Below are 12,209 nucleotides of genomic sequence, written 5' to 3'. Positions count from 1 at the left end.
CTATTCCAGCTTGATGCCCGTGCGCTTGATGAAAGCCTGCCAGCGCTCGACCTCGGCGCGGATGGTGTCCATGAAGGCCTGAGAGGAGCCGCCGACGGTGATCACGCCGTCCTCGGCCAGGCGTCCGGAGACTTCCGGGCTTTTCAGCACTGCGTCGAGCTCGGCATTCAGCTTGCTCACGATGGCGTCGGGAATGTCCTTGGGGCCGATCATGCCGTGCCACAGCCCGAAGTTGACCGTCGGATAGCCCTGCTCGGTGTACGAGGGAATGTCGGGCGCGGCGGCCAGCCTTTTGGTCGTGCTGATGGCAAGTCCGCGCAGCTTGCCGCTTTTGATGTAGGGCAGCATGGTCGTCGTGCCGCCGCTCAGCATCTCGAGGTTCCCTGCCAGCAGGTCGGCGAGGGCGGGCGCGGTGCCGCGATAGGGCACATGGGTCGCCTTGATGCCGGCCGCATCGAGGAAGAACTCGGTGGCGAGATGAACCAGTCCACCCGGCCCGCTCGAGCCGTAGCTCAGTTTTCCCGGCTCGCGCTTGCACAGCGCCACCAGCTCGCCCAGCGTCTTCACCGGCACCGCCGCGCCGACGCAGAGCACGCTCGGCTCCTCGGTGAACTGGCCGATCGCCACGATGTCGTTCAGCGAATCGAACGACGGCTTGTGCAGGATCGAGTTGATGGCATAGCTGCCTGAGATGGTGAGGTAGGTGTAGCCATCGGGCGGTGACTTGATGGCGGCTTCGGCGCCGAGATTGCCGCCGGCGCCCGGCTTGTTCTCGACCAGCATGGTCTGGCCGAGCCGCGCCGTGAGCTTCTCGGCAACCAGCCGGCTGGTAAAGTCGGAACCGCCGCCCGGCGCGAAGGGGGCGATCAGCTTGATCGGCCGGTTGGGCCAGGCCTGCGCCTCGGCGCGTCCGGCGAGCGCAACCGCTGCGCCCGCCAGAAGCGTGCGCCTGCCGATCATGACGCGGGCCACGGCACGCGGATCTCCTGAAGCGGCACGTGCTGCTGGGCGGCATGCATGTCGGTCTCGCCGACACCGCCCTGGGCGCGCGGCCGCGGCAGGGTGATCTTCACAGCGTTCACGAGTTCGAAGAAGCCGAAGGTGATGATGGCCTGCGTCGGCACGTTGTAGAGCTGCGACACCAGCTCCTTGGTGATCACGCCGCTCCTTTTCACCGCCTCGAAATCCTCGCGCGTCTTGAACACGATATCGAGGGTGATCTCGAAGGGTCCGGCATTCTTGCTGCGGATCACCTTGGCGATGTCGCGCAGGGGCGTGTCGACCACGGTCAGATCTCCTCGTATTTGATCGGGAACAGCGCCGTCGGGCTGTCGACCGTCATGAGGTGATAGACATTGAACTCGCAGGCCTGGCCCAGCGGGATTTCCAGCGGCGTGAAGGGCGAGGCGAGGTTGCCCGCCGTGGCGATGCGACCGGGATAGGGTGCATGCATCAGGCTGGTGCGCGCCTTGCCGCAGATCGCGGTGGCGAGCGACTGGGTCGCCGCCGCGACCTCGACGATGATGCAAAGCTCGTGCGCCGGCGTCTTCACCGGCTCGAGCTCGCCCATCACGCCGTTCTTGCCGTAGATGTGGGGGATGATGCGATAGGCTTCCTCCGGAACCTCGGCGAAGTAGGCGCGCGTGCCGGCGATGACCTTGGCCAGGATCCCGTCGATCTGGGCGATGAAGATCGGATCGCGCGCGCCGGCGATGAAGATGCTGCGATAGCCCGAGGTCTTCGCGCCCTCGAGCTTCACCGTGTAGTGCTTGCTGGGCTCGAAGCGGCTGCCCGAGACGCGCACGCGCCGGTCGGTCACCTGCTCGTACTTGCACTGCGACAGGTCGAGCATGCCGCCGGGCCCGGCCAGCAGGAAGGGATGGGTCTTTTCGTAGAGCGTGTGGGCCGCCACCGAGGCCGTGGTGCAGCGCTCATTGGGATTGAGCGGCTCGATCTCGAAATGGTCGCGCCTGAGGTAGCCCATGACGTTGCGGCCGACCGGCTCGGCGCAGAGGGCGCCGCATTCCATGATCTTGCCCATGTGCCAGGCGAGCGCGGGATCGAAGCCGGCACGGATGGCCATCGCCGCGGTCGGTGAGGGATCGTACGAGCGGCCGCTCACCACCACGTCGACGCCTTCACTTTCGTCGAGCGCCTTGAGGAACGGCTCAGCGCCCATCTGCGCCACGACGACGGTCGCAGCGTCGACCTCTCTGGGATCGAGCGGCGGCACCGGGCCCAGCGGCTCGACGCGGCCGGCCTTCAGTTCCTTCTGGATGTGGCCCTTGTCGATGTCGGCGTAGATCGAGGCGAGCTTGAAATGCCAGCCGCGCTTGTTCGCGATCTCGACGATGATGTCGCGGAAGACGTCGACATGCAGGTTGGTGCCGTCGCCGCCGGCCGAGGAGATCAGCAGTGGCACCTTGGCCGCGCGCTGGCCCTCGAGCAGGACCTCGATGTCCTTCACATAGGCCTCGCGGCTGCACGTCATCTCGCCCAGCCCGAGCTTCTGTGGCCCTGAATCCGTCGAACCGGAATCGATGGTAATGGCATGCGGCTTCTGCGCCAGGCCGAGTTTGAAGTGATCGACCGGGAAGCCATAGCCCAGCATGCCCGATGGCGTGAGGATGCGAATTTCGTCGTTGCTGGCGGTCATATCGGAGCTTCCGTTTGTGGAATACCGATGGTATACCATCGGTACAATGGACACGCTAGTCCCCGACGATCTGGAGCAGGCCGAGGGCCAGAAGCTTTCGGGCGTGGCCTACGGCGCGCTCCTCGACATGATCCTGCGCGGCGCCATCGCGGCCGGCGAACCGGTGACGGAACGACTGATCGCGGCACGGCTCGGCATGTCGCGCACACCCGTGCGCGAAGCCGTCCGCCGCCTGGAAGGCGAGGGCACGCTGCAGCGCCAGCGCGGTGGGGCGCTGGTCGTGCAGCCTTATTCCATGGAGACCTTCCTGCACGCGCTGGCCGTGCGGCGTCTGCTCGAAGGCGAGGCCGCGCGCCTGGCCGCGGGCAAGATCGACTCCACGGTACTCGCCGAGATGCGCGAGCGCATCGCGCGCCTGCGTCGCGAGGGGCTGGGTGGCGCCCGCCAGGACGACCGCGACTTTCATGCCGCCATCGCCCAGGCCTCGGGCAATCCCGTGCTCGCGACCACGATCGGCGACCTGCGCAAGCGCACCGCCATGTTCCGCCTTGGCCGTTTGCCCGAACGCCTCGACCAGGTCTGCGACGAGCACCTCGCGATCGTCGATGCCCTGGCCGGCGGCGACGGCGAGACGGCGCGCGCGGCCATGCAGGGCCATATCGACAACGTCCGCGCTCACCTTCTGCAACGGCTGACGGCGATCTAAGATCGCCGGCATGGCGGAGGAGATCCGCAAGATCATCCATATCGACATGGACGCCTTCTACGCGTCCGTGGAGCAGCGTGACGCCCCCGAATTGCGCGGCAAGCCCGTGGCCGTCGGCGGCCGCCAGCGCGGTGTGGTCATGGCGGCGTCCTACGAGGCGCGCAAGTTCGGCGTGCGCTCGGCTATGCCGTCGGCCACGGCTCATCGGCTGTGTGCGGAGCTGGTGTTCGTGAAGCCGCGCTTCGACGTCTATAAGGAGGTCTCGCGCCAGATCCGCGAGATCTTCCTGGAATACACGCCGCTCGTGGAACCGCTGTCGCTCGACGAGGCCTATCTCGACGTCACCACCAACCTCAAGAACATGCCGCTGGCGAGCGACATCGCCCGCGAGATCCGCGCCCGCATCCTCGAGCGCACCGGCCTCACCGCCTCGGCCGGCATCTCCTACAACAAATTCCTGGCCAAGCTCGCGTCGGACCATCGCAAGCCCAACGGCCAGACGGTGATCCCGCCCGAAAAAGGCGCGCGCTTCGTCGAGGACCTGCCGGTTGCGAAGTTCCACGGCATCGGCCCCAAGACCGCAGAGAAGATGAACCGGCTCGGCATCCATACCGGCGCCGATCTCAGGACGCAGTCGCTGGAATTCCTGGAGCAGTACTTCGGCAAGGCCGGCACCTGGTACTTCGCCATCGCCCGCGGCCAGGACGATCGCCGGGTGGTGCCCAACCGGCCGCGCAAGTCGGTCGGCTCGGAGACGACCTTCATGGAGGATCTCGGCCGGCAGGCCGAGGTCGAGCAGGGCGTGGCCTCCGTGCTGGACGACGTCTGGTCGTACTGCGAGCGCACCGGCGTGCTGGGCCGCACGGTGACGGTGAAGATCAAGTACGCCGATTTCCAGATCGTCACCCGCAGCCGGACGCTCAACGAGCCTGTCACCAGCCGCGAGCTCCTGGAGCGCACCAGCGTCGAGCTGGTGCGTTCGATCTTCCCCTTGGAGAAGCGCGTCCGCCTGCTCGGCGTCTCCCTGCACAACCTGCAGATCCGCGGCGAACCAGTCGCCGAACCGCAGATGACGCTGGAGTTCTAGGTAGGCGTCGATCCATGCACCCTGTCGTCCCGAGCGAAGCGAGGGACCTTTAAGACCACAGAAAAGACGCTTCGGCCCCTTAGGTTCAGAAGATGTGATGACGGCCTTGCTGTCATCCCGAGCGCAGCGAGGGACCTTTCGGGCCAATGCATGCCTACTACGTCTATGTCCTCACGAACGTGAAGCGGAACGTGATGTACATCGGCGTGACGAACGATCTTGAGAGACGAGTTGCTGATCACTGCGATGGAAGAGGTGGCGCCTTCACGCGCAGGTATCGTCTCAATACGCTCGTTCATGTCGAGGAGTTTCAATACATTGACGAGGCGATCGCCCGTGAGAAGGAGATCAAAGGCTGGCGGCGATCAAAGAAGGATGCCCTGGTTGAGGCATCCAATCCGACGTGGGCTGATTTAGCCGATCACGGCGTAGCGAAAGGTCCCTCGCTACGCTCGGGATGACAGCTTTGTCGTGGCCGCTGTCGTGCGCCGATCTAAACCCCGACCTCTGCGACCATCTTCTTCAGCATGGCAGCATCCGGATACTCGCCGAGCCCCGCCTGCACGTTGTCGCGCATGTGCTCGGGCTTGCCGGTGCCGGGGATGACGCAGGTCACCGCCGGGTTGGCCAGCACGAACTTCAGCAGCAATTGCGCCCAGCTCGTGCAGCCGATCTCGCCCGCCCAGTCCGGCAGCTTGCGCGATAGAAGCTTGCGCAAGAGCCCGCCGCCGCCGAACGGCTGGTTGACGAGCACGGCGATGCCGCGCTCGGCGGCCAGCGGCAGCAGGCGGCGTTCGACGGCGCGGTCGTCGAGCGCGTAGTTGAGCTGCACGAAGTCCCACTTCTCGGCGCGCATCACTGCTTCCAGCTCGTCGTGGGCGCTCTGCGTGTAGTGCGTGATGCCGAGATAGCGGATGCGCTTGTCGGCCTTCCAGGCGCGCAAGGTCGGCAGATGGGCGCGCCAGTCGAGCAGGTTGTGGATCTGCATCAGCTCGACATGGTCGGTCTTGAGCAGCGACAGCGAGCGCGTCATCTGCTCGATGCCGCTGTCGCGGCCCGACGTCCACACCTTGGTGGCGATGAAGGCCTTGTTGCGCGTGCCGGCTGCGGCCAGCAGGTCGCCGATCACGCCCTCGGCCGCGCCATACATGGGCGAGGTGTCGATCACCGAGCCGCCTGCCTCGAACAGGATGTTCAGCACCTCGGCGAGCGGCGCGCGCTCCTCGGGCCGGCGGCCGACATCGAAAGTCCGCCAGGTGCCGCAGCCGACGACGGGCAGCATCTCGCCGGAGGAGGGGATCTTGCGCTGATGCATGCGGGTTCCTGTCTGCGCAGACGCGCGCCCCGCCGCCAACACGGTGGCGCCGGCAAGTCCCAGCAGGGCGGAACGCGTCAAGGTCATGTCATGCCAGTGAGATCTGATAGGCCTGCCCGGCAACCCGGACGTCGGCGGGACGTCCATTCAGGGTCACGCGCGGCGGCTCGGCAAGTCCCGAGATCGTGAAGGAGCGGGCCGCGTCGCTCTCCTGGCCGGGCTTCAGCGCGTGACTGATATCGCAGGCCTTCTCCCACGGCCGATATTCGACGCGCAGCAGCCCGACCTTGCCGTCGGCCTGCAACACTGTGCCGTCGCGTGCGGTGAGGTGGAAGGCCTGCAGGTCGGGCAGCGGGTTGTAGCCCACCACGGCGCCGCGCCCAGGTCCGATGAGGGGATCGGCGATCAGGTAGGCCTTGCGGCCGGGCTCGGTGACCAGCACCGCGCCCGCCTTCTCGAGCCGCCCGCTGGTGCCCTGCTGAGCCCAGCTCGTGTCGCGCTCCAGGCCGGCCGGCAGATAAGGCCAGGCGCCGTTCAATCGCCGATAGGGGATGGCGCCCTGCTGGGCGCCGGCGTCGATCGGAAAGTGATCGATGCTGGATTGCGAAAAGTCCGTGGTGAAGCCTGCTTCCAAAAGGTCGCCGCCGCTGCGATAGGCGACGTCGAGCTGGCGCTTGCTCTCGTTCCAGTCCGCCTTGAGCACGGCGGCATCGATGTGACGGACGAAGCCCTCGAAGCTGCCATGCTGCTGGGCATCGCCCATCTCCAGGACCAGGCCGCCATGGGTGCGCGTGGTGATCGCCCTGAGGTCGAGGCTTTGGGCCGCGATCGGCTGCTCGCGCCGGAGATTGAACATCGAGATCGTGAGCGCCGGCGCCACCATCGCGCCGGTCGGCTCGACCTTGCCCGGGATGCCGGCCGCGATCTCGATCTCGACATTGCGGCCGAGATCGGACGCCGGCAACGGCAGGATCGCGAGGTAGCTCACGCCGTCATGCACGAGGATGCGCTGGCCACCTTTCAGGCGATGCGGAAAGGACTCGATCTTCTTGCCGTCGGCATACAGCACCCAGCTCCGCGGCTGCGAGAAGTTCCAGAGCCCGACGACGGTCGCCAGCCGCGTGACGTCCTGGTCGCCCAGTGTTGCCAAGAATTTGTCGCGGTTGGTGTACGGCTTGGCGAAGATGATGGCGCGGTTGCGGCTCTGGAAGGTGAGCGTCAGCCCGGCCGCGTTGGCCAGGCCGTCGCTTGTCGTCGTGAGGTCGGGACCGTTGGCCGCATAGCGCACCGTGAGCGTGCCGAGATCTTTCAGGCCCGTCGCCACCTTGGGCTCGCGCACCCACTGGCCCAAGACATCGACCGTGCGGCCGCGAATGTCGGTGCTGGCAAGACCGTGCCAGGCGCCGAGCCAGACGCGCCGCCACAGCGGCGGCTTGAAGTTGCCGCGCATGGTCTCGGCCGAGGTCTCCTCGAACGGCACCGGCTTGTCGTCGATCAGCCCCGCCACCCAATCCGGCGTCCAGGACGAATGCAGGCTCTGGATGGCGGCACGGCCCGGCGGAAAATCGTAGCCCCACACCGGCATGCCCTCGACCTTCGCGGTCGCTGGCATGTCGAGGTAGTTCGCCACGCCCTTGGCTGAAGAGGCATGCACCGCGCCGTAGACGCCGTCCTGCTCGACCAGCACGCCGCTGATGCGCGCGCGACCCGATGAGGAGACGAAGCGGCGCAGCTTGGGATGATGGACGCCGACAAGCATCTCCATGGTGCGGTCGACCAGGATGCGGCCCATCAGGCGGTCGATCGGCAGCGGCGCATAGTCGGCGAACATCTTCTGCGCACTGAGCGTGATCGAAAGATAGTAGTGATCGAGCATTTCCTGGGTCGTGCCGTCCAGGAACGCCCAGAAGCGCAGCGGCAGTGTCTCCAGCCCATGCCGTCCGTCGGCCATGGGATAGGCGCCGTCGATCATGGCGCCGCCCAGCAGAGCGCCCATGGCGGCGGTGTGGTTGAAGTTCTGGGTGCTGACCGCAAGTTGTAGCCGTCGCGGAAGAACGAGGCGCGGCCGCGCCAGTCGTGATTGCGCCGCCAGTAGTCGATGGCCGCGGCTCTGCGGATGGACGAAGGCGCTGGTCTCGAGGTCGGGCTGCAGCCAGGCCCGCCAGTAGTTCTTCATGTGGTCCTGCACCGGCGCCGGCAGCAGGTCGCGGAACACGTGCCAGACCAGGAGCTCGTCGGCGATGCTCCAGCCCAGCCAGTAACGCGGCGGCATCGCCAGCACCTCGCGCAGCCGGCCCTGATAGGCCTTGTAGCCTTCCTCGCCCGCGACGTGGGACCAGTTGCTGACCTGATCGCCGCCGACCTTCTGCAGTTCGCCGATGCGCGCGAGCTGCCAGGCGAGGTGCGAGTCGGGCCGTCCCTGCAGACCGGGTGCGAGGGCGCGCGCCGCCCGCTCGACGATCTCCTGCGGTGTGAACATCAGCGCCGTCGGCCGCGAGCCGTCGGCAGTGAGCAGCGCCTTGCGGTCGAGCCGCGCCGGCACGGTGACGGCGACGGTGCCGCCGCCCGTGATCGGCCGGCAGGTCAGGAGCAGGCGCGGATTGGTGAAGCGAAGCCCATGGCCGCCGGTCGGCATTGCCCATTCGTAGGCATCGGACTGGCGATAGCGCGAATCGTAAGTCTCGACTTTGCGCAGCAGGAAGCCGCACTGCTCGAGCAAGAGCAATCGGGCGCCAGCCTCCTTGGCCAAAACGTCGGTCGCCAGCAGGCGCGTGATGTCGAAGCGCGCCTGTCAGCGACAGCTCCTGCGGCTCCATCAGGTCAGGGTAGCGGTCGCGCTCGAGATCGGTGGCGCCGTAGCGCGCCCAGTAGCGGCGGCCGTTGACGCTGGCATCGAAGGTGGGACCGCTTGCCTTGTCGGCGATCCAGGGCTGCCGCAGGGGCCAGGCATGGACATGCCAGGTGGGCGAATCCTCCGTCCATAGCTTCTGACCCAGCCCGTCACGCCAGGTGTAACCGGCCGGCACGATCTCATAGCCGTCGTACTGCAAGGACAGCTCGGCCTTGAGCAGGATCCTTCCCTTGCGCAGCAGGATGGCGATGGCATCGGCTGCGTCGGGAAAGCGCAGCAGCACCGAACGATGCACCGCATCGACGGTGCGGCCGCCCATGATCGGCGTGTCCCAGTCGCGGCCGTCGATGGTCGCGGTCTCGCTGTCACTGACGTCAAACAACTCCTCGCCGCGTGCTTGCACTGACGACGGCATTGCACTCGCACCTGCTGCAGCGGCGGTGCGTATGAACATTGCCCGGGTGAGTCGAAGGGTCATCTCGTTTTCATTGTTTCGTCATGTCGACGACGGCGCCAGCGGAGAAAAAAATCCGACCGCCATATTGATGCCGTACGCGCGTTATTTGCTCGATGTACTGAGTGATTTGGCAGCCTTCGCCATTGCCTGATCGTCGCATCGTGACCATGTACAGATCGAGCAGGAGGTTCAGCCTATGATGCAGCCCATCGCCGAACCATTCGTCGTTGAAGTGTGGGGCAAGCTCGCCGGTGTCGTCTTGAAAGAGGGCGGTGCGTTCCGCTTCCATGCCGTCGCTCCGCCGTTCCGCGAGCTCGACGGCGCGGAGTTCGCCATACCGGGTCTGGCCCGGTTGGCCGCGGCGCGGCTCGATCCTCACACCCGCTCCCCTCATATCCTCGCCCCTCACACCCTTGACGGCGGGCGTTCCTTGGGCAGCGCCAGCCATTCGGCCAGCAGCTTGCCGTTGTGATCCTGGAAGCGCGCCGCCAGCATGCGTGAGCTGGCGATGCGCTCGACCCGGAAGTTGCGCAGGTCCTTCCGCAGCTCGCACCAGGCGCCCACCAGGCTGACATCGACGTAATAGGCCATGGCCAGCGGCCAGATCGTGCGCCGCGTGCGATGGCCCTTCTCGTCGACATAGCCAATGCGCAGCTTGCGCCGGTCGCGGATGGCGGCGCGCATCTGCGCCATGTCGACCTTGGGCGCCACGGCATCGCCGCGCGACACGTACACCGGCGCGTCGGCGACATGACCGCGCAGGCTTTCCGGCAGCACGACCGTCACCTTGTCGAGCACGCGCGCCGCCGCATGTTGCAGCTCGGAGTCGCGCACGCGCTGCACCATGCGCGCGCCCACCGCGATCGCCTCGATCTCGTCGATGGTGAACATCAGGGGAGGCAGGTCGAAGCCCTTGCGCAGCACATAGCCCAGGCCGGGCGCGCCCTCGATCGGCACGCGGCGCGCCTGCAGGGTTGCCACGTCGCGATAGATGGTGCGCACCGTGACTTCCAGCTCCTCGGCAAGCGCCGCGGCGGTCACCGGCTTCCTGGCGGTGCGGAGGACCTGGATGACGTCGAACAGGCGGTCAGCGCGGCGCATGCTCCTGACATAACGTTGTCAGGAGCGCTCCGCTAGGGTCTTCGCCATGAGCACTGTTGCGGATGGCGCTATGGCTCGGCGCGAGGCGGCGGACCCATGGCACGGCACGGCCGTGGTCCTGCTGTCGGCCTTCGCCTTCAGCACGGCCGGCCTGTTCACCCGCCTGGTCGAGACCGACGTCTGGACCATGCTGTTCTGGCGCGGGTTGTTCGGCGGCCTGTTGATCGCGGCCTATGTCGTCTGGCGCGACGGCGCCGGCACGATTGCCGCGATCCGTCGCATCGGCCGGCCCGGCCTTGTCGCCGCCGGCTGCTCGACCGCGGCCACCATCTGCTTCATCAACGCCTTGCGCGAGACATCGGTGGCCGACGTGCTGGTGATCAATGCCACCGCGCCGTTCATCACCGCGGCCATGGCCTGGGCCTGGACCGGTGCGCGCGAGCGCCGCGCCACCTTGATGGCAAGCGGCGTGGCGCTGCTCGGCGTCGTCGTCATGGTCGTGCCCACGCTCGGAACCGGCCGGCTGCTGGGCAACCTGCTGGCCTTCGCCATGACCGTCCTGATCTCGGGCATGATGGTGGTGATGCGGCATCATCGCGATGTCGACATGCTGCCGGCGGCGTCGCTGTCGGCCTTCCTGTGCGCCCTGGTCGTGTGGCCGTGGGCGTCGCCCTTGGCGGTGACGGCCACGGACTTCGGCTGGCTGGTCCTGTTCGGCACGACTCAGTTCGGGCTCGGCCAGCTCCTGCTCACCATCGGCCTGCGCTCGGTGTCGGCCACCCGGTCAGCCCTGATCGGCGCGCTCGAGACGCCCCTGGCGCCGGCCATCGTCTGGGTCGTCCTGGGCGAGGTGCCGGCCGTCATGACCTGCGTCGGCGGCGCCATCGTGCTCGCCGCCGTCTTCGGCGACCTGCTGGCGGCCAAGGAGAAATCATGAGTGCAGAACAACGCCTGACGGAGCTCGGGCTCGACCTGCCGCCGCCGCCCAAGTCCGCCGGCAACTATGTGGCCGGCGTGCAGACCGGCAATCTCCTGTTCCTGTCGGGCTGCGGGCCACAGCGCGCCGACGGCAGCACCGTGCGGGGCAAGCTCGGCGCCGACCTCGATGTTGCCGAGGGCTATGAGGCGGCGCGTATCGCGGGGCTTGCCATGCTGGCGCGCATCCGCTCGCTCACGGGCTCGCTCGATCGCGTGGCCCGGATCGTCAAGGCGCTGGGCATGGTCAATGCCGCGCCTGACTTCACCGAGCAGCCCAAGGTGATCAACGGCTTTTCTGATCTCATGGTCGAGGTCTTCGGCGAGCCGGGCCGCGGGGCGCGCGCCGCCGTCGGCATGGCGACCTTGAGCGGCGGCATGGCGGTCGAGATCGAGATGGTGATCGAGTTGAAACCGTGATGCGGAAGGCGAGGGGTCGCGCCTGCCCGGCAACGCGCTAGATTGCCGGTCCTGTACTCACGGAGGGGAAACGGTGATCAAGCGCAAGCAACGCATTCCCATGCGCGATCTGTCGACCATGGCGGCGGAGGACCGCGCCAATGTCGAGAAGAACGCCATGAACGGCCAGGTCTTCAACATCTTCAAGGTGCTGGCGCATCATCCGCAGCTCGTGAAGCGCTGGACGCCGTTTGCCGGGCACATCCTCAGCAAGCAGACCTTGCCGTTCCGCGACCGCGAGCTCCTGATCCTGCGCATCGGCTGGCTGAACCAGGCCGAGTACGAGTTCGCCCAGCACGAGCTCATAGCCAAGCGCGGCGGTGTCTCCGACGAGGACATTGCGCTCCTGAAGGAAGGACCCAAGGCCAAAGGCTGGAGCGAGCACGAAGCGGCGCTGCTGCAGGTCGCCGACGACCTCTACGACAACTCCGTCGTTTCCGACGCGACCTGGGCGACCTTGTCGAAGAAGTATTCGACCGAGCAGCTCATGGACGCCGTCTTCACCGTCGGCCAATACAATCTCGTGTCGTGGGCCCTGAATTCCTTTGGCGTGCCGCTCGACGACTTCCTGCCCAAGGGCGGACCTTAGCTGGCCTTGGAAA

At 66.8% G+C, this 12,209-nt stretch carries 14 protein-coding genes; 8 read left to right on the top strand and 6 right to left on the bottom strand.

The genetic code is table 11. The features are described from left to right. Genes RSO01_RS31240 through RSO01_RS31230 form a run of 3 tightly spaced genes read right to left on the bottom strand, consistent with a single transcriptional unit; the run spans position 1 to position 2,656 of the window. A complete protein-coding gene (locus tag RSO01_RS31240; RefSeq protein ID WP_147154477.1) occupies positions 1-972 on the bottom strand; it encodes a Bug family tripartite tricarboxylate transporter substrate binding protein in 972 nt (323 codons plus the stop codon). Continuing rightward, positions 957-1,286, bottom strand: a complete 330-nt coding sequence (locus RSO01_RS31235) for a DUF4387 domain-containing protein (protein ID WP_147154476.1) — start codon at positions 1,284-1,286, stop codon at positions 957-959. The genes RSO01_RS31240 and RSO01_RS31235 overlap by 16 nt, the downstream gene beginning before the upstream one ends. 2 nt (positions 1,287-1,288) lie before the next feature. Next, positions 1,289-2,656: an acyclic terpene utilization AtuA family protein gene (locus tag RSO01_RS31230; protein ID WP_147154475.1), complete on the bottom strand. Its 1,368-nt coding sequence runs from the start codon at positions 2,654-2,656 to the stop codon at positions 1,289-1,291. Positions 2,657-2,702: 46 nt separating this feature from the next. Here RSO01_RS31230 and RSO01_RS31225 point away from each other — a divergent pair, with 46 nt between their 5' ends. The 3 genes from RSO01_RS31225 to RSO01_RS31215 all read left to right on the top strand — a co-directional run bounded on the left by RSO01_RS31225 (position 2,703) and on the right by RSO01_RS31215 (position 4,910). Next, complete coding sequence (locus RSO01_RS31225) at positions 2,703-3,362, top strand: GntR family transcriptional regulator (protein WP_170303499.1); 660 nt, start codon at positions 2,703-2,705, stop codon at positions 3,360-3,362. Positions 3,363-3,372: 10 nt separating this feature from the next. After that, positions 3,373-4,449, top strand: a complete 1,077-nt coding sequence (gene dinB, locus RSO01_RS31220) for a DNA polymerase IV (RefSeq protein ID WP_147154473.1) — start codon at positions 3,373-3,375, stop codon at positions 4,447-4,449. Between the two features lie 146 nt (positions 4,450-4,595). Further along, on the top strand, positions 4,596-4,910 hold the full coding sequence (locus tag RSO01_RS31215) for a GIY-YIG nuclease family protein (protein ID WP_147154472.1): 315 nt from the start codon (positions 4,596-4,598) through the stop codon (positions 4,908-4,910). A gap of 32 nt (positions 4,911-4,942) precedes the next feature. Here RSO01_RS31215 and RSO01_RS31210 read toward each other — a convergent pair whose 3' ends face one another. After that, complete coding sequence (locus tag RSO01_RS31210) at positions 4,943-5,851, bottom strand: aldo/keto reductase (protein WP_373867967.1); 909 nt, start codon at positions 5,849-5,851, stop codon at positions 4,943-4,945. Between the two features lies 1 nt (position 5,852). Beyond that, complete coding sequence (locus RSO01_RS31205; protein ID WP_147154471.1) at positions 5,853-8,489, bottom strand: hypothetical protein; 2,637 nt, start codon at positions 8,487-8,489, stop codon at positions 5,853-5,855. 338 nt (positions 8,490-8,827) lie between these two features. Between RSO01_RS31205 and RSO01_RS31200 the strand changes: the two genes are divergently transcribed. Next, the gene (locus RSO01_RS31200) at positions 8,828-9,223 is read left to right on the top strand and encodes a hypothetical protein (protein ID WP_147154470.1); all 396 of its coding nucleotides are present in this window, start codon (positions 8,828-8,830) and stop codon (positions 9,221-9,223) included. Positions 9,224-9,268: 45 nt separating this feature from the next. Continuing rightward, positions 9,269-9,544, top strand: a complete 276-nt coding sequence (locus RSO01_RS31195; protein ID WP_147154469.1) for a hypothetical protein — start codon at positions 9,269-9,271, stop codon at positions 9,542-9,544. On the opposite strand, the gene RSO01_RS31190 is transcribed toward RSO01_RS31195, so the two are convergent. Next, positions 9,478-10,173, bottom strand: a complete 696-nt coding sequence (locus RSO01_RS31190; RefSeq protein WP_147154468.1) for a helix-turn-helix transcriptional regulator — start codon at positions 10,171-10,173, stop codon at positions 9,478-9,480. The genes RSO01_RS31195 and RSO01_RS31190 overlap by 67 nt on opposite strands. 46 nt (positions 10,174-10,219) lie before the next feature. On the opposite strand from RSO01_RS31190, the gene RSO01_RS31185 reads away from it, so the two are divergent. The 3 genes from RSO01_RS31185 to RSO01_RS31175 all read left to right on the top strand — a co-directional run bounded on the left by RSO01_RS31185 (position 10,220) and on the right by RSO01_RS31175 (position 12,196). After that, on the top strand, positions 10,220-11,110 hold the full coding sequence (locus tag RSO01_RS31185; RefSeq protein WP_147154467.1) for a DMT family transporter: 891 nt from the start codon (positions 10,220-10,222) through the stop codon (positions 11,108-11,110). Further along, entirely contained in the window at positions 11,107-11,568 is a 462-nt protein-coding gene (locus RSO01_RS31180; RefSeq protein WP_147154466.1) for a RidA family protein, read from the top strand. Before RSO01_RS31185 ends, RSO01_RS31180 begins: the two co-directional genes overlap by 4 nt. A 73-nt stretch (positions 11,569-11,641) precedes the next feature. After that, entirely contained in the window at positions 11,642-12,196 is a 555-nt protein-coding gene (locus RSO01_RS31175; protein WP_147154465.1) for a carboxymuconolactone decarboxylase family protein, read from the top strand. The last annotated feature ends 13 nt before the right edge of the window (positions 12,197-12,209 follow it).

The sequence above is a fragment of the Reyranella soli genome (genome assembly GCF_007992495.1).
Lineage (GTDB): Bacteria > Pseudomonadota > Alphaproteobacteria > Reyranellales > Reyranellaceae > Reyranella > Reyranella soli.
The sequence above is the reverse complement of the archived record's forward strand: the minus strand, read 5'-3'. Positions and strand labels throughout refer to the sequence as shown.